Consider the following 20,349-nt stretch of genomic DNA (forward strand, 5'->3'; position numbering starts at 1 on the left):
AGAAATGCCGATGAAGCTTGCACCGAAATTTCTGGCTGCCGCGTTGGGATTGAGTTTGGGTCTTGGCCTCGCCGGCCAGGTATTCGCCACGGATTTGAAGCATTGGCCAGCCGATCAGGCCAAGGCGCTGGACGCAATGATTGCTGCCAACGCCAACAAAGGTAACTACGCGGTGTTCGACATGGACAACACCAGTTACCGCTACGACCTCGAAGAGTCGTTGCTGCCGTTCATGGAAAACAAGGGCCTGATCACCCGCGAGAAACTCGATCCCTCCCTGAAACTGATGCCGTTCAAAGACACTGCCGACCACAAGGAAAGTTTGTTCAGCTACTACTATCGACTCTGCGAAGTCGACGACATGGTTTGCTACCCATGGGTCGCCCAAGTGTTCTCCGGCTTCACCCTCCAGGAACTCAAAGGCTACGTCGATGAGTTAATGACGTCTGGTAAACCGGTGCCGGCGACGTATTACGAAGGCGACGTGGTCAAGAACCTCGACGTCAACCCGCCGAAAATCTTCACCGGCCAGAAAGAGCTCTACAACAAGCTGATGGAGAACGGCATCGATGTCTACGTGATGACCGCCGCCTCCGAGGAGCTGGTGCGCATGGTCGCCGCCGATCCGAAGTACGGCTACAACGTCAAACCGCAGAACGTGATCGGCGTGACCACGCTGCTCAAGGACCGCCAGACCGGCGAACTGACCACGGCGCGCAAGCAGATCACCGCGGGCAAGTATGACGAGAAAGCCAACCTCGGCCTCGAACTGACCCCGTACCTGTGGACCCCGGCGACCTGGATGGCCGGCAAGCATGCGGCGATCCTGACCTACATCGACGAGTGGAAAAAACCGGTATTGGTGGGCGGCGATACCCCGAGCAGCGACGGTTACATGCTGTTCCACGATGTTGACGTGGCCAAGGGTGGCATCCACTTGTGGGTTAACCGCAAAGACAAATACATGAACCAGATTAACGGCATGATGGCCAAGCACGCGGCGGCTCAGGCCAAGGAAGGGTTGCAGGTCACGGCGGACAAGAACTGGGTGATCGTGAAGCCGGAAGAGATTCAGTAAATGCCACGATAATCGCCCCCGCACAGTGTGGGCGCGCGACCGGCCCCGCAAATGCGGGGCCTTTTTTTGTTCGGAATAACGACGCGCAGTGGCTGTCTGCTGCCTATATTCATTGATTTATCATTGGGTGATACGGCGCTGGGCAGTTGGCTCGGGCAACGACCGAAGGAACGGGGGCATGCGACGATTACATCGGGTCTTTATCGCGTGGATGATCGCCACGCTGAGCGGATACGGCTGGCTTTGCACGAGTGCGGCGGCTGAGTCGATGCCGCGAAATGATCAGGTCATTTCACCCACCGTGCCTCAAGGGGTCTCGCCCCTGAACTTGAGTAAGCTGGTGGGCAAACTAAAGGCCTCGCGCAGCACGTCGGTCAGTATTGTGCAATTGGGAGACTCTCACACGGCTGCCGATTTGTTCACAGGCGAAATGCGTCGACTGTTCCAGAAACAATACGGTGCTGGCGGCATTGGCTTCATCGCGGCGATGCCTGTACCAGGCACTCGTTACGATCAGGTTGTTCTGTCGACGGTAGATGGGCAATGGCGTCTGGTTTCCAGTCGCAATCAGTACAGCGGCGAGTTTCCATTGGGAGGCTATCTGTCGCTGCCCATGAGCCCGGGCGCAGGGGTGCATATCGAATCACGAGCATCGAATGACGGCATATATCGAATATCAGCGCTGTACCGTGCGCTCTTCAATAGCCGCCTGACCGCCAGTGCTGGAGGGGACTCTGCCAGTGTCGAGCTGTTGCCAACATCTGGACAATGGCGTTTCAGCCCCGCTATCCAACCCGTAAGCCTGCCGGTTGATCTGGTGATAGCCTCGAATCAGACCGTAGAACTGGGAGGCTGGAACATCGAGTCGTTGACAGAGACTGGAGTGACGTACTCTGCATTGGGTGTTAATGGTGCGATGTTGAAGATTCTCGATAGGTGGCAAGACGGCTGGCAAAGCACCCTGCAAGCCTTGCACCCTGACTTGCTGGTACTCGCGTATGGGGGTAATGAAGCATTTGACGACGATCTGGACCTGACACTTTATGAGGCTGACCTGAGCGAGAAGCTTGTCCTGTTACGACGCACCTTGCCTGATGTCGTGATCTTGCTGGTCGGGCCAGCAGACTCGATAAAACAACGGTCCGCTGACTCATGCGCCGGGCGCCAACCGGCAAAACTTGCTCAGATCATTCAAATTCAAAGGCAAGCAGCACTGAAGGCCGCCGCCTTGTTCTGGGACTGGCAAGCTTACATGGGTGGCGCCTGTTCAATTGAGCGCTGGCAGGTAGCGCATTTGGCTCAAAATGATCTGATTCACCTGAGTAGTGAAGGTTACAAAAAAAGCGCCGGCGAACTTTACGATTATCTGCAAGCCCGGCTGGTGGGGCCGTAAAGCGAGATCTCATCATAGGCCCATAAAAAAGCCCCGCACTTGGCGGGGCATTCTTATCGCGGTGATCGACGCTTACAGCCCGTCGAGCATCGCCTTGTTACGCACAGCACCCTTGTCGGCGCTGGTCGCCAGCAGGGCGTAGGCCTTCAGTGCGGTGGTCACTTTACGTGGACGTTTTTCCACAGGCTTCCAGCCTTTCTGATCCTGCTCGGCACGACGACCGGCCATTTCTTCGTCGCTGATCAACAGGTTGATCGAGCGGTTCGGAATGTCGATCAGCACTTTGTCGCCATCCTGCACCAGACCAATCGCGCCGCCGGCCGCCGCTTCTGGCGAAGCGTGGCCGATGGACAGGCCCGAGGTGCCGCCGGAGAAACGGCCATCGGTGAGCAGGGCGCAAGCTTTGCCCAGGCCTTTGGATTTCAGGTACGACGTCGGGTACAGCATTTCCTGCATGCCCGGGCCGCCTTTCGGGCCTTCGTAACGAATGATCACGATGTCGCCGGCTTTCACTTCGTCCGCGAGGATGCCGCGTACGGCGCTGTCCTGGCTTTCGAAGATCTTCGCGTTGCCTTCGAACACGTGGATCGACTCGTCGACGCCGGCGGTTTTCACCACGCAGCCGTCCAGCGCGATGTTGCCGTAGAGAACGGCCAGGCCGCCTTCTTTCGAGTAGGCGTGTTCGACACTGCGGATGCAGCCGTTTTCACGGTCGTCGTCCAGGGTTTCCCAACGGGTCGACTGGCTGAACGCGGTTTGGGTCGGGATGCCCGCAGGGCCGGCCTTGAAGAAGTGATGCACCGCTTCGTCGTTGGTCTGGGTGATGTCCCACTTGGCGATGCCTTCGGCCAGGGTTTTACTGTGCACGGTCGGCAGGTCGGTGTGCAGCAGACCGCCACGGGCCAGCGAGCCGAGGATGCTGAAGATCCCGCCGGCGCGGTGCACGTCTTCCATGTGGTACTTCTGGATGTTCGGCGCAACTTTGCACAGTTGCGGAACGTGACGGGAGAGACGGTCGATGTCGCGCAGGTCGAAATCGATCTCGGCTTCCTGGGCCGCAGCCAGCAAGTGCAGGATGGTGTTGGTGGAGCCGCCCATGGCGATGTCCAGCGTCATGGCGTTTTCGAACGCCTTGAAGTTGGCGATGTTGCGCGGCAATACCGACTCATCGTTGTCGCCGTAGTAACGTTTGCACAGCTCGACGATGGTGCGACCGGCCTGCAGGAACAGTTGCTCGCGGTCGCTGTGGGTGGCCAGGGTCGAACCGTTGCCCGGCAATGCCAGGCCCAGGGCTTCGACCAGGCAGTTCATCGAGTTGGCGGTGAACATGCCGGAGCACGAACCGCACGTCGGACAGGCGCTGCGCTCGTACTCAGCGACTTTCTCGTCAGAAGCGCTGGAGTCGGCGGCGATCACCATGGCGTCGACGAGGTCGAGACCGTGGCTGGCCAGTTTGGTCTTGCCGGCTTCCATCGGGCCGCCGGAAACGAAGATCACCGGGATGTTCAGGCGCAGGGCGGCCATCAGCATGCCAGGGGTGATCTTGTCGCAGTTGGAGATGCAGACGATCGCATCGGCGCAGTGGGCGTTGACCATGTACTCGACGGAGTCGGCAATGATCTCGCGGCTCGGCAGCGAATACAGCATGCCGTCGTGGCCCATGGCGATGCCGTCATCCACGGCGATGGTGTTGAATTCTTTGGCGACACCGCCGGCGCGTTCGATTTCACGGGCGACCAGTTGGCCCAGGTCCTTGAGGTGGACGTGGCCCGGTACGAACTGGGTGAAGGAGTTGGCAATGGCGATGATCGGCTTTTTGAAGTCGTCATCTTTCATACCCGTTGCGCGCCACAGTGCGCGGGCGCCGGCCATGTTGCGGCCATGGGTGGATGTTTTCGAGCGGTAATCAGGCATGAAGCACTCCGGGCGGCTAATCAGGTATCAAAAGGGAAGTGAGCTTCTATTGACGTCTGGAACACTCAGAAATGGCCGTGTGTCCGGAAGTTGCCGATAACTTTGCGGGATCGCCGCGCGCTTCAGCTTGAGCTCATAAACCCGCCGGGGGATGACTGGCGATGAATGTCGCGATTCTACACGGCTGGCGTCAGGAGGGAATGCCGGAAAAGGGGGATCCAGCACTGACGGAGCGTGTGGGATGACGACCGGCAGGAATCATCCGGTATTCAGCGAGAGCTGCCGACGTGTGATCAGTGCATTGAAGGAAACGCCGACGGTGCTCAAGACGATGAAACTCAATGCGAGAGTCGTTTGCAGATGGGCGCCACTCAGATTGATCAGGGCGCTGATCACCCCGCCAAAGATGAAGATCAGCGTGTTCCCGGCCGACGCCGATGTACCGGCATTGTCCGGGAACACTTCCATGGCTTTGGAGGTGGCAACAGGGCGGACGATGGTTGTGCCGGCGGTGCAGATGATCATGGGGATCAGCACGGTCAGGGCTGAAAGCCCCAGCAGATTTGAGAGCAAGAGCATCACCAGTCCAGAAATGAAGATCAGGCCCAGGCCAACGACTATCTGTGTATTGGCCGCGATCCGCCCGGCGAGGACTCGAGCGACAATGCCGCCGATGATGTAGGCCACGCCATACAGCAACAATGTCAGGGAAAACTCGTAGGCCGAAAGCTGCAACTGCTCCATGAAGATCAGGGGCGAGATGACAATGAAGGAAAAGTGGCAGGTGAAGGCGATTGCGGCGATCAGCCAATAGCCGAGGAAACCCGCATCGCGACAGACGCGCCGGTAGGACTGAAGAATGCTTCGGCGCGGGGTTGTGGCGGTGTGCCGGTTCTCAAGAAAGAAACAGGCCTTGAGGAACACGGCGGCGGCGAGGGCAATAAAGATAATGAAGCTTGCGGGCCAGTCCAGTGCCTGTTGCAACAGGGTGCCAGCCAGTGGCGAGACGGAAATGAAGATCCCGCTGGCGGTGACCATCAGGATCCGCAGTTGATCCCGCTCCTTGCCGTCGAACAGGTCCTGGACCAGTGCCTGCGAGAGTACGAAGCAACCGCAGCCGATGGCCTGTACCACCCGGAACATCAGGAACCAGGCGTAGTCGGTGGACAGCACGCAACCCGTCGCACCGACAATCGAGACCGCCATTCCCGCCAGCAGCAGACTTTTGCGCCCGATGACATCCGAGAGCGGCCCGACCAGCAGTTGGGAAAGTGCGATCCCGATGGCAAACAGGCTGATGGAAAACGCGATGTCGCCTGGCGTGGTGCGGAAGTGTTCGGCCAGCGCCGGGAACGATGGCAGAAGAACATCCAGAGGGAAGACCCCCAGCATGACCATGGTCATTAACAGGGTGATCGCAGAGCGGCGGTGTTTGACACTGACCGCAGATTTTCCTTCATCCATCGACAAGTCCTGCCTGTACGAAGATTCGCTGGTTAAAAGGCAGGTCGAAAAAACCTGCCTTTTCCATTGCCTGTAGCGTCGCGCCTGCACCTGATCGGGCGCGCTGAAGGCAGGCTTGCGGGCCGGTCAGGGCACTGAGGATTTCTGCGACGCAATTTTCCCTGAGGCCCACGCTGTTCAGGCTTTCCTTCAGCCATCGTTCATCGACCTCAAAGAACATCAGGAGGATGTCCACCAGCAGCTTTGCGGCGAACGTGCGTTGGCTGCTGTTCAGGGTCAGCCACAGATAATGGAACACCTCGCAAAAATAACGACTGTGTCGGGCCTCGTCGGTGAGGTGGTCCCTGAGCATTTCCTGGACGCTGGACACCAGCTCGTTGCGGCAAACCTCGAGCAGTTCCCTGGCGATGATGGTCTCGGACACGAAACCGACGAGAAACCAGGCCAGCGCTTTATGCCTGTCTGGGCAGTGGTCAATCAGGGCGTTCAGTCGGGTAATGCGGCGCGGCATCACCGGGCGTTGGGTCATGCCGTAGAGGTCGGCTATCTGCTCGGCGAGACTATTGGAGAACAGCGCGTGATAACCCTCATCGGTATAGAGCTGGAGGGCGGCCGTTTTCATCCGTCGGGGGATGGGCGCACCGAGCTCATCGTGGACGATGGTTTCCACGGAGCGGTTGACGATCCGATGTTCGAGCCGGGTGGTGTAGTCGAGGAAATACACCAGATGGTTGGCCGATAATCGATGGGTGATCGCGCTGCCGGCTGCTTCGATCACCGGGTGATTCAGGTAGGGCAAGAAGGCGGGCGGGAACCAGTGTCGTGTTTCCAGTTGCCGTTCCAGATCTGATGGCAATTGATAGGTGTGTTCGCTGGTTCGTACCGAGGCTCGGGTGTTCCAGTCACCGAGGGTGAAGCGCTGTGCCCAGGCGTCGGGCAGTGACAGGTCGTCTGTGCGGGGCTCGGTCATTGTTGTGAGCCTCGGCTGCGCAGCAGTGCTTTTAATTCCTTGCACATCACTTGCCCGTCACTCTGGCCGCAGCCCACAAAAAACAACGGTTGTTCGGCGCTGTCCTCGATCCCCAGCAACGTTTCGACCTGATCGTCCGCCAACGCACCGGTCAGCCAGGTGCTTAACCCAAGTGCGGTGGCCACCAGTTGAAAGGTCTGTGAAATATGACCGGCCTCCATGTAGGCCATTCGGTACGCCCGCGAGTGTTCATATTTCCACCACAGTTTGTCGAAGCGAGCGGTGATGAACAGGCCGACTGGCAGGTTGTTGATGAAATGCTGCCCACACAACAACTGGCCCAAGGGCGAGTCAGGCACCGGACTGACGAAGCTCAGAGCATGTTCGTCGGGGTGGTAGGCGTAGAGACCGGGATTCAGGCCGCTGACGTTCTGAACATGAAGAAAACCTTCGCAGGCATTCAGCCCGCCACCGGATGGACTGGTGCGCCGGGCGCCGAGACCGTCAGCGATGGTTTCGTCGATGTCGTTGTCGCGCTCACGCAAATAGCCAAGGGACAAATACAGAAGAGTGCTCACATCATCGAGGGAAACCCTTTCACCCGTGAAGGTGCGACAGGTCTTTCGCTCGATCAATGTCTTTACCAGCGCTTTTACCGGGAAGCAGGAGGGTTGAGGCAGGGCAATTCGTTCGGTTGTCGGGCGCTCTGTGCGCCTGGTCTGGGGGGCAGGAGTGGCCAGTACTTCGGCGCAATGGTCCAGATAGTGTCTCGACCATTCATTAATATCTTGGGGGACATATTCACAAGGAATGTTCTTGGTGCCGATATGAAATATCTTCGACAGTTCATCCCAACCCCATTCAAGAGGGCTTTGTATTGAGGGTGTGAGTATTCCCGCGTTCATGAGTTGTGTGTCTATTATGTTATTGTCATCAAACTTTTCAGGGTTTTCGATAAGGTGTGCGAGACGGGTTGAATACTCAAGATTCAATTCGAATTGTTTGTGGTTCTTGTAATCCCAGACTATTTGGTCGGGCGTGCGAGGAAGTATGAATATATAAGGGTTTATCTGCATGATTGGCGATTCACTCTGGTCTTTCCATAGAAAACGCTGGGTAGCCGGCACTCCCCAGCGTTTCATTTACTTAGCGGGCTTTTGGTGCGACCAGAAAAGCCAGGTTAGCGATTTTGTTGGTTTCCAGAGTAATTGCTTTCATGTTTTGAACTCCTTGTAATTGATAGTGAGTGTCACTCCTTTGTGACGACTTAATCATAGTTTGTAATGAATTCTTATCAAGGGGAAATTGGGTAGGAATATTCCAGTAATTTTGTCGGATTGATCTGAGGGTTGGATGAATCTTGTAAGTTCTGTCCGCTTAAATAACAGACAGGGCGAAACGTCCTGCAAGTCATTAAGATCGCTGGAGTAGGAAGTTAGAGAGTTCAATAACAGATAATAGAACGGGGAGCCGGCAGGCTCCCCGTCAAACCGGCGAAATCAGCTGTTTGGCAGCAGACGGCAGGTGATGCTCTTGATGTAGCGGGTTTCGGCGATAGCCGGGTGAACCGGGTGATCCGGGCCCTGACCGCCACGCTCCAGCATCTGGATGTTGCGGTCCAGGTGACGGGCGCTGGTCAGCAGGATGTTCTGCAGATCGTCTTCCGGCAGGTGCATCGAGCATGAAGCGCTGACCAGGATGCCGTCCTTGCTGAGCAGGCGCATGGCTTGCTCGTTCAGGCGACGGTAGGCACCTTCACCGTTCTTCATGTCTTTTTTGCGTTTGATGAACGCCGGAGGATCGGCAACGATCACGTCGAAACGCTCTTCGCTGGCTTTCAGCTCTTTCAGGGCTTCGAACACGTCACCTTCGATGCAGGTCATTTTGTCGGCGAAACCGTTCAGCGCGGCGTTGCGCTCGACGCCGTCGAGGGCGAAGGCCGATGCGTCGACGCAGAACACTTCACTGGCGCCGAATGCAGCCGCTTGCACGCCCCAGCCGCCGATGTAGCTGTACAAGTCCAGCACGCGTTTGCCTTTGGCGTAAGGTGCCAGGCGCGCGCGGTTCATGCGGTGGTCGTAGAACCAGCCGGTTTTCTGTCCCTGGATGACGGGTGCTTCGAACTTCACGCCGTTTTCTTCCAGGGCAACCCACTCCGGCACCAGGCCGAACACGGTTTCGACGTAGCGGTTTAGGCCTTCGGCATCACGGGCAGCGGAGTCGTTCTTGAACAGAATGCCGCTAGGCTTGACCACTTGGGTCAGCGCTGCGATCACGTCTTCTTTATGGGCTTCCATGGTTGCCGAAGCGATCTGTACCACCAGGATGTCGCCGAAACGATCAACTACCAGACCTGGCAGCAGGTCGGAATCGCCGTAGACCAGGCGATAGAACGGCTTGTCGAACAGGCGATCGCGCAGGGACAGCGCGACGTTCAGGCGATGCACCAGCAGCGACTTGTCCAGCGGCAACTTGATGTCGCGCGACAAGAGGCGGGCACAGATCAGGTTGTTCGGGCTCATGGCAACGATGCCCAGCGGCTTGCCGCTGGCGGCTTCGAGGATCGCCTGGTCGCCGGCCTTGAAGCCGTGCAATGGGGTGGCGGCTACATCGATTTCGTTGCTGTAGACCCACAAGTGGCCGTTTCGCAGGCGACGGTCGGCGTTGGCTTTGAGGCGCAGGCTAGGCAGGGACATGACGTCGCTCCGGAAAAAAGAGCGGGAGTATAGCGTGTTGAGGTAGTGGCGGGTTTGGTGGTCGATGAAACGCCGATGAGGGTCGTCAGTAAGGTGCTGAACCTGTGGGAGCGGGCTTGCTCGCGAAGGCGGGGTGCCAGGCAGCATTAATGTCGACTGACACGCCGCCTTCGCGAGCAAGCCCGCTCCCACATGGATTGCGCTTGACTGACTGTCGGATCCATCTTCTTAAGGGTTAGAATCGCCGCCTGTCCCAGAGTGTGTACTTATGTCCCCAGAGCTGACTTCCGAACAGATTCAACAGTCCCTGCAAGGCATCAGCGTGCCGGCCCAGCCGCAAATCATGGTGGATTTGCAGATGGAACAGTACATGCCCGATCCGGATCTGGAGGTGATCGCGAAGCTGATCTCCCAGGACCCAGGCCTCTCTGGCGCCTTGTTGAAAATCGTCAACTCGCCGTATTACGGCTTGAGCAACAAGATCGCCTCGATTCAGCGTGCAGTGAACCTGCTGGGCAGCCGCTCGATCATCAACCTGATCAACGCGCAGTCGATCAAGGGCGAGATGAACGACGACACCATCGTTACCTTGAATCGTTTCTGGGATACCGCCCAGGACGTGGCGATGACCTGCCTGACCCTGGCCAAGCGCATCGGCGTCCAGGCCGGCGATGAAGCGTACGCGCTGGGTCTGTTCCATGACTGCGGCGTGCCGCTGATGCTCAAGCGCTTCCCCAACTACATGACCGTTCTGGAAGAGGCTTACGCCAGCGCCAGCGCTGAATGCCGGGTGGTGGACACTGAGAATCGGGTGTTCAATACCAACCACGCAGTGGTCGGTTATTACACCGCCAAATCCTGGCGCCTGCCGGAGCATGTGACCGCCGCCATCGCCAATCACCACAACGCGTTGGCGATCTTCAGCGATGAGTCGTCGCGCAACAGTCAGCTGAAAAACCTGCTGGCGATCCTGAAAATGGCCGAGCACATTTGTGCGTCCTTCCGGGTGCTGGGCAACCAGCGTGATGACCATGAGTGGAACAGCATCGCACCGCTGGTTCTCGATTATGTCGGCCTCTCGGACTACGACTTCGAGACCCTCAAACAAACGATTCGTGACCTTGGCGCTCACCGCTGAGCGTTGCACAGCCTGATTCGAGAGCACCATGCCGGAACTGCCTGAAGTCGAAACCACTCGCCGCGGAATTGCGCCACACCTGGAAGGCCAGCGCGTCAGCCGGGTGATCGTGCGTGAGCGGCGCTTGCGCTGGCCGATTCCCGAAGACCTGGATGTGCGGCTGTCTGGCCAGCGCATCGTGCTGGTGGAGCGACGCGCGAAGTACCTGCTGATTAATGCCGAAGTCGGCACGCTGATCAGCCATTTGGGGATGTCGGGAAATCTGCGTCTGGTGGAAATCGGCACGCCGGTGGCCAAGCATGAGCACGTGGACATCGAGCTGGAGTCCGGCCTGGCCCTGCGTTACACCGACCCGCGCCGGTTTGGCGCGATGCTCTGGAGCCTCGACCCGCTCAACCACGAATTGTTGATCCGCCTGGGGCCGGAGCCGTTGACCGACCTGTTCGACGGGGAACGCTTGTTCCAGCAGTCCCGCGGGCGATCCATGGCGGTCAAGCCGTTCATCATGGATAACGCGGTGGTGGTCGGCGTGGGCAATATCTATGCAACCGAAGCGTTGTTCGCCGCCGGTATCGACCCGCGTCGTGAGGCCAAAAGCATCTCTCGGGGGCGTTATCTGAAACTGTCGATCGAGATCAAACGCATCCTGGCGGCCGCTATCGAGCGCGGCGGCACCACACTGCGCGACTTTATCGGCGGTGACGGTCAGCCGGGTTACTTCCAGCAGGAACTGTTCGTGTACGGCCGTGGCGGTGCGCCCTGCAAGGTCTGTGGCACGGAGTTGCGGGAAGTGAAGCTCGGGCAGCGTGCGAGCGTCTTTTGCCCGCGTTGTCAGAGTTGAAACGCTCAGGGTCTATAGTCAGTGTTCTGACTGCCTCGCCCAAGGACTGTGCCATGAACCTGTTTCGAACCCTTGTCGTCGTTTTGCTGCTGAGCATCGGTGCGCCAGTGCTGGCAGCAAATGCGGGCAGCGGCGACCCGCGCTACACCATCCAGAATCCCCCGGCGTACGCGATGATCGGCGATTTGCTGATTGCCCGACCCTTGCTGGTCGTGGCGACGGTGATTGGTGCCGGAGCGTTTGTGGTGTCGTTGCCGTTTACCGCCTTGGGTGGCGGTGTCGGCGATGCGGGGCAGGCGTTGGTGGTCGACCCGGCGAAAGCGGCGTTCGTGCGGTGTCTTGGGTGTATCGGGGAGGGGTTTGAGCAGCGGGAGTGAGCCAGTTACTACTTTGGTGTGGCTGATGGCCCTATCGCGAGCAGGCTCGCTCCCACAGTAGACCGCGATCAACTGTGGGAGCGAGCCTGCTCGCGATAGGGCCGGCACAGTCGCTACAAAACTATTTGACTCAAGCCTTGCCGGTAAGCTTCCGGTACTTCTCCATCAACTGCTCTTCAGTCTCCGGGTGCGCCTCGTCCAGCGGAATGCAATCCACCGGGCACACTTGCTGGCACTGAGGTTCGTCGTAGTGGCCGACGCACTGGGTGCACAGGTTCGGGTCGATCACGTAGATCTCTTCGCCCTGGGAGATGGCGGCGTTCGGACACTCGGGTTCGCAGACGTCGCAGTTGATGCAATCGTCGGTGATGATCAGGGACATGCTAACTCCAGCCAGGGCGGAAGGCCCGGGCGCAATAAACCAATGCGCACAATTGTGCCGCATTGGCGCCCGCAGTGCACGCGGACGCCGCTTGAGCGGTTGCTACTTCTTGAAGCGTTCGTTCAGGGCATCCGCCACCGCAGGGTGTACAAACTTGGTGATATCGCCGCCCAGGGCTGCGATTTCACGGACCAGCGTCGAGGAAATGTACGAATAACGCTCGGACGGGGTAAGAAACAGACTTTCCACATCTGGCGCCAGCTGACGGTTCATGTTGGCCAGCTGGAATTCATATTCGAAGTCCGACACCGCTCGCAAACCACGCAGGAACACGTTGGCGTTCTTCTCTTTGGCGAAATGCGCCAGCAACGTCGAGAAGCCGACGACTTCAACGTTGGGCAGGTGTTTAGTGACCTCGCGGGCCAGCGCCACACGCTGTTCCAGGGGAAACAACGGGTTTTTCTTCGGGCTGGCGGCGACGGCGATGATCACATGATCGAACAGGCGCGCGGCGCGTTCGACCAGATCGCCATGGCCCTTGGTAATAGGGTCGAAGGTACCTGGGTACAACACTCGGTTCATCGCGTCGTCCTGGCGGGAGTCCGTTGGGGAGTCGGATGGTATCGCAGCCTTCCCGGTCGGCCAAGTCGCCTTTTGAGTAAGAAAGCACTATAGACGATGGGAATATTCTCCCTTTTCATGGGTTTTTCAAACGTTCGGCCAAAGAAGTTGCCAGCTGCGCTGTCAGCCCGTAGACCGACAATTGCGGGTTTGCGCCAATGCTGGTGGGGAACAGCGAGCCGTCATGAATCGACAGATTGCCCAGCTGATGATGCCGGCCGAGGCTGTCGGTCACGGCGTTTTTCGGGTCTTCACCCATGGCACAACCGCCCATCACATGGGCGCTGCCCAGGCGTGTGCGATACAGCTCCAGGCTCAGGCCGTCGATCAGCGTGCGCGCTTCGGCGAGGGTTTTCACGTAGCGAGCGTCGGCGTGCATGGGCATTACTGCCTTGGCACCGCCAGCGAACTGGATCTCTGCCATGCTGTGGAACGCCCGACGCAATCCGTCCCAGGCATAGGGTGAAACCTGATAGTCGAGCACCGGCGTGCCGTCACCGCGCAACTCGACGCTGCCGCCGAGGCTGTCCGGGTGAAAACCGTCCCGCAGCAGGGCCAACATGGCGTGGGTGTGGGGCAGGTTTTCCATGTGTTGGGCGTTTTCCTTACCGAAACCGCCGAGCAGGGTCGTGGCCAGCGCCGGGTGCAGCGGCGGTACTTCGAGTTTGTAAGACATTTTTCCGGTGGTGCCGTCCTGCCATTGGAAATGGTCGGAATAGATTGATTGTGGCGCGCCATAAAACGGGTTGATCACCTCGTCGAACAGCCCGGCGGACATGTTCACCAGGTGTAGAAAAGTCCGTTTACCCAGCCGTTTGTGCGGATCCGGCGCCTCGGAGCGCATAAGCAACGCCGGGCTGTTGATCCCGCCACCGGCCAGCACGTAATGCCGGGCCTTGACCGTGATCGTGTGTCCGGTAGGTGCGACGCAGCGGTCGTCCAGCGCTACGCAGTGCAAGCCTGTGACCTTGTCGCTGCTGATCAAGAGCTTTTCGGCACGAGCCAGATAGAGCAACTCGCCGCCTTTTTCCAGCGTCGCCGGAATGGTCGTGACCAGCATCGATTGCTTGGCGTTGGTCGGGCAACCCATGCCGCAGTAGCCCAGGTTCCAGCAGCCACGCACATTGCGCGGGATTACATGCCAGGCGTAGCCGAGTTTTTCGCAGCCTTTGCGGATCACGTCATTGTTGGCGTTGGGCGGGATCATCCAGGGGGCGACGCCCAGGCGTTGCTCCATTTTTTCGAACCACGGCGCCATCTCGGCCGGCGTGTGGCCTTTGACCTCGTGTTCCTTGGCCCAGTGGTCGAGGGTCGGGTCCGGCGTGCGAAAACTTGAAGTCCAGTTGATCAGTGTGGTGCCGCCCACCGCCCGGCCCTGAAGGATGGTGATCGCGCCGTCCTTGCTCATGCGGCCTATACCTTCCTGGTAGAGGCTGGTGTAGGCCTGGTCTTCGAGCATCTTGAAGTCGCTGCTAGTCTTGAGCGGGCCTTCCTCGATCAGCAATACCTTGTAGCCCGCGGCGCTGAGGATTTCGGCGGTGGTGCCGCCGCCCGCGCCGCTGCCGATAATCGCCACGTCCGCTTCGAGGGTCAGGTCCTGGGTCAGTTGCGAGCCGTTATAGGTTTTCCAGCCACGGGCCAGGCCTTCGCGGAACGGATCGGGTACGGGCATCTTCAGGTTCTCTTGTTGTTATGGTTTGGATGCAGTGGTGTTCATGAGGACGCCTTCGCGGGCAAGCCACGCTCCCACAGGAATTGTGATGGGCCACCCTTTTGTGAGCGACTCAAACCCTGTGGGAGCGGGCTTGCTCGCGAAGGAGGCGCCACGGTTTCAGACCGTAGGCGGCCCGGGATACCCGCAATGCGCCCACGACTCCGCCCGGCTATACCAAGCCATCATCACCAGTTGCAGCAGCGAGCTGTGGCCCATGCGCAGCAGACTTAACGAACTGTTTTCCCAGCGATCGAGAAAATGCCGGATTTCGTCGGCACTGGCGTTTTCCCAACTGCCCCAGATCCCGGTGAGCGGTCCGCGGGTGATGCTCATTCCCAGCACATCGAATAACTGCCGGGTCAGCTTGAGCATTTCCGGCGACAGGTGATTCAGACCGTTATCCAGGCAGTGCAGGGTGTCACCGACGGCCGTCGGCATTTTTTCGACAGCCACAGCGCCGTCGAGCATCACTGGAATCAATGACCGCAGAAACAGCAAGTCACCGCTGCGCAGAATCGCGAAACCGCTGGCTGGAATGCTCGATGAGCAGCCGCTGAGGCTCGCGCCCAAACCGGCGGTGGCGAGAAAAGCGCTGGCACCCAGGCTGAATTTAAGCAAGCCGCGCCGTGACAGCGCGGGTGTGTCGGACAGACTTGGGCTCATTATTGTTATTACCCGAAGGGGATGATGATCGTTAGCGAATAAACAGCTTCTGGATCAGCTTCTGAATGGATTTGCCGTACGGCGGGTAGATCAATTTCGCCGCATTGAACCGCTGTTTGATCAGCACACCTTTGGCTTTGCTGAAGGTCAAGAAACCTTCGTGGCCGTGGTAATGACCCATGCCCGAGGCGCCGATGCCGCCGAATGGCATGTCGTCCTGAGCGACGTGCAGCAGGGTGTCGTTCAGGCACACGCCGCCGGAATGGGTTTCGTGAAGTACGCGGTGTTGCTCACGCTTGTCGTAGCCGAAGTAATACAGGGCCAGCGGACGAGGTCGCTCATTGATGTAGGCAAAGGCCTGATCCAGATCCTTGTACGGAACGATCGGCAACAGCGGGCCGAAGATTTCGTCCTGCATCACCATCATGTCGTTGCTGACGTTGAGCAGCAGGCTGTGGCCCATGCGGCGCCCCTGGCCCTTGTCGAACAACGGAATCAGCAGCGCGCCCTTGCTGGTGGCGTCGCTGATGTAGCCGTTGAGGCGCGCCAATTGTCGGTCATTGATGATCGCGGTGTAGTCCGGGTTGTCGGTCAAGGTCGGATAAAACCCACGAACCGCCTGACGATAGGCTTCGACGAAAGCTCCGACGCGATCTTCCGGCACCAGCACATAGTCCGGGGCCACACAGGTCTGCCCGGCGTTGAGCGTCTTGCCGAAGGCGATGCGTTCGGCAGCATCCTTGAGCGGTACGTCGCGCGACACGATGGCCGGGGATTTGCCGCCGAGTTCGAGGGTCACCGGGGTCAGGTTCTCGGCCGCTGCACGCATCACGTGTTTGCCGATGCTGGTGGCGCCGGTGAACAGCAGGTGATCGAAACGCAATCTGGAGAACGCTATACCGATATCGGCTTCGCCCAGCACCACGCAGACCAGGTCTTGCGGGAAGATTCGGCCCAGCAGTTCCTTGAGCAACACGCCGGTGGCGGGGGTCGATTCGCTGAGCTTGAGCATCACCCGATTGCCTGCCGACAACGCGCCCACCAATGGGCCGATGGCCAGATACAGCGGGTAGTTCCAGGGCACGATCACCCCGACCACACCCAACGGTTGATAAATGACTTTGGCCGCCGCGGGTTGAAAGGCAACCCCGACCTTGCGCTTCGACGCCTTCATCCAGCCTTTGAGGTGCTGACTGGCGTAGTGAATGCCGTGCAGACTGGGCATCAGTTCGGCGAGCAGGGTTTCATCGGCGCTGCGATGGCTGAAATCCTGGCTGATGGCATCGATCAATGCCTGACGCTCATTGCTCAACAGATCGCGCAGGGCTTTTAGCCATTGCTGGCGCTGGCCGGCGGGTGGCATCGGGTTGGCGGCAAACGCCGCGCGTTGGGCGTCGAACAGAGTCTGGAGCTCTTCCAGGGGCTGCTGCAGGTTCTGCAAGTAGGCGATGTCAGCAGTCATTGTAGGCTCCGGATTTATTGTAATGAGGGACTTTTTAGAGTCTATGCTCTATAAAGTCAAATGACATCCTGGCGCAGCTTTGTTTTATCCACTCGCGGATAGGTCGTAAGATGCCCGTCAACGCCTTTTGAATTAAAGCCCAAGCCATGGCCCCTCGGATCAAAACCAGCGAGCGCATCGTGCAGAACAGCCTGGAGCTGTTCAATCAGCAGGGTGAGCGCAGCGTCAGCACCAACCACATTGCTGCCCACATGGAAATTTCCCCGGGCAACCTGTACTACCACTTCCCCAACAAGCAGGCGATCATCGCCGTGCTGTTCAGTGAGTACGAAAGCCTGGTGGACAGCTTCCTGCGCCCGCCCCAGGGGCGTGCCGCCACGGTCGAAGACAAGCGCTTCTACCTCCAGGAATTGCTGGCCGCCATGTGGCGCTACCGGTTTTTGCACCGTGATCTGGAGCACTTGCTCGACAGTGATCCGGAGCTGGCCGCCCGTTATCGGCGCTTTTCCCAACGCTGTCTGATCTATGGCACGCATATCTACGCGGGCTTCGTCGAGGCCGGCATCCTGCAAATGGACAAGGTTCAGATCGAGTCCCTGACGCTCAATGCCTGGATCATCCTGACGTCCTGGGTCCGTTTTCTGTGCACCACGCGTGAAAATTCCAATCATCTGAGCGAGCAGGCCATAAAACGTGGTGTGTATCAGGTGCTGGTGCTTGAGGCCGGTTTTGTCACGGATCAGTCTCGCGACGCGGTGAATGCGCTGTTCGAGGAGTTTTACGTGCCGTTGGCCCAGGCGCTTGAAGAAGTGGGATAGAAAGTGCAGTAGGATCAAACATCGCCTATCACAGGAGCCCGTTATGCCCATAGCGCAACTGATCAGCCCGCAAGCGTTGGACCTGAAAAAGGAGCAGCCGGGGCTGGTGATTCTGGATTGTCGTTTTGCCCTTGAAGACCCGGATTACGGACAGCGCAGCTATGCCGAAGGGCATATTGCCCAGTCGAGCTTTGCCGATCTCGAGCGTGATTTGAGCGGGACAGTGGTCAAGGGGGTGACCGGGCGCCATCCGCTGCCTGAACCTGAAGACTTGATCGAGCGACTGCAAGCCTGGGGCGTCAACGCCGACAGCGATGTGATTTTGTACGATGACGGCCCGGGTGCCTACGCGGCGCGGGCCTGGTGGTTGCTGGCCTGGCTGGGCAAGCGTGACGGCGTGTTCATCCTCGATGGCGGGCTCAAGGCCTGGCACGCTGCCGGTTTGCCCCTGAGTCTTGATCCGCCGCAGATTGAGCGTGGCACCTTCACGGGGACGCCGGACAACACGCTGGTCCTGAGCGCCGAACAACTCCAGAAACGTCTCGGCCAGCCCGCGCTGACCCTCCTTGATGCCCGCGGCTTGCCGCGTTTCAAGGGCGAAGTAGAACCGATCGACCCGATTGCCGGGCATATTCCCGGCGCGCAATGTGCGGCGTTCACCGACAACCTGGGCGGCGACGGGCGTTTTCTGCCGGCCGATCAGCTCAAGCAGCGTTTTGCCGCGAAGCTCGGTGATCGTTCGCCGACCGATCTGGTGGCGTACTGCGGTTCTGGCGTGACGGCCTGTCACAACCTGTTCGCGTTGTGCCTGGCCGGCTATCCGTTGGGCTCGTTGTATGCCGGTTCATGGAGTGAGTGGATCAACGATCCTGCGCACGGCATCGCCATCGGCGAATAAACGCTTAACCCCTGTGGGAGCGAGCAGGCTCGCTCCCACAGGGGTAATTGATGCGTTGAGATATCACCGTAGGCGGGAACTGCGATACGCCCCCGGCCCAACCCCGTAAACCTGCTTGAACTGCCGACTCAGATGACTCTGGTCAGCAAACCCCAGCTGCGTCGCCACTTCCAGCGGCAAGCAACCGTTCTGTAATAACGCCCGCGCCCGAGCGATGCGCTGCTGCATCAGCCAGGTGTGCGGTGGCATGCCCGTGGCGCGGCGGAACACCCGGGCGAAGTGGAAGGGTGAAAGGTTGACCGCCGCGGCCAGTTCTTCCAGCGAAGGCGGCGTCGCCAATTGTGCTTGCAGCAGATCCTTGGCCAGCGTCACCGCCCGATGTTCCTTGCCCGGCTTGCCGGCAATCGGCACGGTCGCGTGCCGTTGCAGCAGCAACAGCATCATTTCCCGCCAGACCGTTTGTTGTTGCAGGGCCGTGGACGGACTTTCCAGTAGACGATGCAGTTGGCAGAAACCCTTCACCAGATCCGGATCGCGATACAGCGTCGCGCCAAACGCCGGCAAGTTGTTGGTCGGCAGTTCCAACTCATCGAGTAGCGACAGAATCTGACCGCTGTCCGGATAGAACGCCCGATACAACCAACCATCTTCGGTGCCTTTATGACCGGTGTGCAGTTCGTCCGGATTGATCAGCACCAGCGTGCCGCTACCGGCCAGGTGTTCGGCGCCGCGATAGCGATAACGCTGGGCGCCGGCCATGATCATGCCGATCACGTAGCCGTCATGCACATGGGGTGCGAAACGGTGTTCGATGTAGCGCGCGGACAATAGCTCGACGCCGGCCAACGGTGCTGTTTGCCAGAATCGGATCGACTCGCCCTGATCGACGCCCATGGCCTTACTGGCGACCCACAGCGGTCAGCCACTGCGGGATGCGGCGTTCCAGGTAGTAACCCGGTTGCCTGAACGAGCCATCGACGAAGCCGACATGCCCCCCCTTGGTCTGTAGCTCGAATTGAGTGCAGGCGGACAATTCGTCGGCTTGCGGCAGGCTATGAGGAAAGACAAACGGGTCATCGGCCGCTTGAATGATCAGGGTCGGCGTACGAATCTCGCCAAGGAAATAGCGACTCGAAGCGCGGCGATAGTAATCCTCGGCATCGGCAAAACCGTTCAGCGGCGCGGTGACCCGGCCATCGAAATCCCAGAACGTGCGCAAGTTCTCCAGTGAACCCAGCGCGGCCAATGCCGCCAGACCATCCTCGCGCCCGTCATGCTGGAACTGGCGCTGCTTGTTCTTGATGTAGGCGACCATCTCCCGCATGAAATGCGCCTGATAGAACTTCGAAAAACCCTGGCCGATACGGTCGGCGCATTGATCAAGACGAAACGGCACCGACACCGCCACCGCACCGACCACGCCACTGTTGCTGCCGGATTCGCCCAAGTGCTTGAGCAACACATTGCCGCCCAGGGAATAGCCGACCGCATACAGCGGCGCGAGCGGTCGTTGGGCTTTCAGGTGTTTGATGGTTTCGGCGAGGTCTTCACTGACGCCGGAGTGGTAACTGCGCGGCAACAGATTCGGTTCGCCCGAACAGCCGCGCCAGTTCAGTGCGACGCTGGCCCAGCCTTGGGCACCTAACGCTTTTTGCATGCCGGCCACGTAAGGCGAATTTGAAGAGCCGGTCAGCCCGTGCAATACCAGCACCAGTGGCGCCTCGACGCTGTGCGGGCCGTGCCAGTCGAGGTCGAGAAAGTCGCCATCCTCAAGCCACAAGCGTTCGCGCTGGCGTTCGATGTGTGTGGTTTTGCGCCACAGCGGTCCCCACAAGGTTTGCAAGTGCGGGTTGCCGAGGCCGAAGGCGGGGGTGAAACGTTCTGGCAAATGGGGCACGATGGTTCTCGATGCAGCGGTGC

General features: G+C 59.1%; 19 protein-coding genes. 7 read left to right on the forward strand and 12 right to left on the reverse strand.

The genetic code is table 11. The features are described 5' to 3' along the window. Positions 1-10 precede the first annotated feature (10 nt). Positions 11-1,078, forward strand: a complete 1,068-nt coding sequence (locus KW848_RS09770; protein WP_218536677.1) for a haloacid dehalogenase-like hydrolase — start codon at positions 11-13, stop codon at positions 1,076-1,078. Positions 1,079-1,256: 178 nt separating this feature from the next. Continuing rightward, positions 1,257-2,471, forward strand: a complete 1,215-nt coding sequence (locus KW848_RS09775; RefSeq protein ID WP_218536678.1) for an SGNH/GDSL hydrolase family protein — start codon at positions 1,257-1,259, stop codon at positions 2,469-2,471. 72 nt (positions 2,472-2,543) lie between these two features. On the opposite strand, the gene ilvD is transcribed toward KW848_RS09775, so the two are convergent. From ilvD to KW848_RS09800, 5 genes are all read right to left on the reverse strand, one after another. Next, positions 2,544-4,385 carry a dihydroxy-acid dehydratase gene (ilvD, locus tag KW848_RS09780; RefSeq protein ID WP_111448426.1) on the reverse strand — a complete coding sequence of 614 codons (1,842 nt, stop codon included), beginning with the start codon at positions 4,383-4,385 and terminating at the stop codon, positions 2,544-2,546. A 258-nt stretch (positions 4,386-4,643) separates the two neighbouring features. Then, a complete protein-coding gene (locus KW848_RS09785) occupies positions 4,644-5,849 on the reverse strand; it encodes a multidrug effflux MFS transporter (RefSeq protein WP_218536679.1) in 1,206 nt (401 codons plus the stop codon). Continuing rightward, positions 5,842-6,819, reverse strand: a complete 978-nt coding sequence (locus KW848_RS09790; protein WP_218536680.1) for a diiron oxygenase — start codon at positions 6,817-6,819, stop codon at positions 5,842-5,844. The genes KW848_RS09785 and KW848_RS09790 overlap by 8 nt, the downstream gene beginning before the upstream one ends. Beyond that, positions 6,816-7,895: a SagB family peptide dehydrogenase gene (locus tag KW848_RS09795; protein ID WP_218536748.1), complete on the reverse strand. Its 1,080-nt coding sequence runs from the start codon at positions 7,893-7,895 to the stop codon at positions 6,816-6,818. The genes KW848_RS09790 and KW848_RS09795 overlap by 4 nt, the downstream gene beginning before the upstream one ends. Positions 7,896-8,318: 423 nt before the next feature. Continuing rightward, positions 8,319-9,515 carry a class I SAM-dependent rRNA methyltransferase gene (locus KW848_RS09800; protein ID WP_008150557.1) on the reverse strand — a complete coding sequence of 399 codons (1,197 nt, stop codon included), beginning with the start codon at positions 9,513-9,515 and terminating at the stop codon, positions 8,319-8,321. Between the two features lie 322 nt (positions 9,516-9,837). On the opposite strand from KW848_RS09800, the gene KW848_RS09805 reads away from it, so the two are divergent. From KW848_RS09805 to KW848_RS09815, 3 genes are read left to right on the forward strand one after another with little or no spacing between them, the layout of a single operon-like run. After that, positions 9,838-10,653, forward strand: a complete 816-nt coding sequence (locus KW848_RS09805; protein ID WP_165933976.1) for an HDOD domain-containing protein — start codon at positions 9,838-9,840, stop codon at positions 10,651-10,653. A 28-nt stretch (positions 10,654-10,681) separates the two neighbouring features. Next, positions 10,682-11,494 (forward strand): bifunctional DNA-formamidopyrimidine glycosylase/DNA-(apurinic or apyrimidinic site) lyase, encoded by an 813-nt coding sequence (mutM, locus tag KW848_RS09810; protein WP_111448431.1) that lies wholly within the window; start codon positions 10,682-10,684, stop codon positions 11,492-11,494. 53 nt (positions 11,495-11,547) lie between these two features. Further along, positions 11,548-11,871 carry a multidrug transporter gene (locus tag KW848_RS09815; protein WP_192409105.1) on the forward strand — a complete coding sequence of 108 codons (324 nt, stop codon included), beginning with the start codon at positions 11,548-11,550 and terminating at the stop codon, positions 11,869-11,871. Between the two features lie 130 nt (positions 11,872-12,001). Here the strand turns inward: KW848_RS09815 and KW848_RS09820 are convergent, their stop codons facing one another. The 5 genes from KW848_RS09820 to KW848_RS09840 form a co-directional block, all read right to left on the reverse strand. Next, positions 12,002-12,253: a YfhL family 4Fe-4S dicluster ferredoxin gene (locus KW848_RS09820; RefSeq protein ID WP_008150569.1), complete on the reverse strand. Its 252-nt coding sequence runs from the start codon at positions 12,251-12,253 to the stop codon at positions 12,002-12,004. Between the two features lie 102 nt (positions 12,254-12,355). Then, positions 12,356-12,835: a pantetheine-phosphate adenylyltransferase gene (gene coaD, locus KW848_RS09825; protein WP_008150570.1), complete on the reverse strand. Its 480-nt coding sequence runs from the start codon at positions 12,833-12,835 to the stop codon at positions 12,356-12,358. 115 nt (positions 12,836-12,950) lie between these two features. Beyond that, a complete protein-coding gene (locus tag KW848_RS09830) occupies positions 12,951-14,546 on the reverse strand; it encodes a GMC family oxidoreductase (protein WP_218536681.1) in 1,596 nt (531 codons plus the stop codon). Positions 14,547-14,705: 159 nt separating this feature from the next. Continuing rightward, entirely contained in the window at positions 14,706-15,251 is a 546-nt protein-coding gene (locus tag KW848_RS09835; protein WP_218536682.1) for a twin-arginine translocation pathway signal protein, read from the reverse strand. A 31-nt stretch (positions 15,252-15,282) separates the two neighbouring features. Continuing rightward, entirely contained in the window at positions 15,283-16,713 is a 1,431-nt protein-coding gene (locus tag KW848_RS09840; RefSeq protein WP_218536683.1) for a coniferyl aldehyde dehydrogenase, read from the reverse strand. Positions 16,714-16,859: 146 nt separating this feature from the next. Here KW848_RS09840 and KW848_RS09845 point away from each other — a divergent pair, with 146 nt between their 5' ends. Then, on the forward strand, positions 16,860-17,531 hold the full coding sequence (locus KW848_RS09845; protein ID WP_218536684.1) for a TetR/AcrR family transcriptional regulator: 672 nt from the start codon (positions 16,860-16,862) through the stop codon (positions 17,529-17,531). Between the two features lie 43 nt (positions 17,532-17,574). Beyond that, on the forward strand, positions 17,575-18,429 hold the full coding sequence (locus KW848_RS09850; RefSeq protein ID WP_218536685.1) for a sulfurtransferase: 855 nt from the start codon (positions 17,575-17,577) through the stop codon (positions 18,427-18,429). Between the two features lie 63 nt (positions 18,430-18,492). Here the strand turns inward: KW848_RS09850 and KW848_RS09855 are convergent, their stop codons facing one another. Together KW848_RS09855 and KW848_RS09860 are read right to left on the reverse strand one after the other, a co-directional pair. Further along, a complete protein-coding gene (locus KW848_RS09855) occupies positions 18,493-19,323 on the reverse strand; it encodes an AraC family transcriptional regulator (RefSeq protein ID WP_218536686.1) in 831 nt (276 codons plus the stop codon). 4 nt (positions 19,324-19,327) lie between these two features. After that, on the reverse strand, positions 19,328-20,326 hold the full coding sequence (locus KW848_RS09860; protein WP_218536687.1) for a hydrolase: 999 nt from the start codon (positions 20,324-20,326) through the stop codon (positions 19,328-19,330). Positions 20,327-20,349: the final 23 nt, after the last annotated feature.

The sequence above is a fragment of the Pseudomonas sp. PDM25 genome (genome assembly GCF_019219045.1).
In the GTDB taxonomy this organism is placed as follows: domain Bacteria; phylum Pseudomonadota; class Gammaproteobacteria; order Pseudomonadales; family Pseudomonadaceae; genus Aquipseudomonas.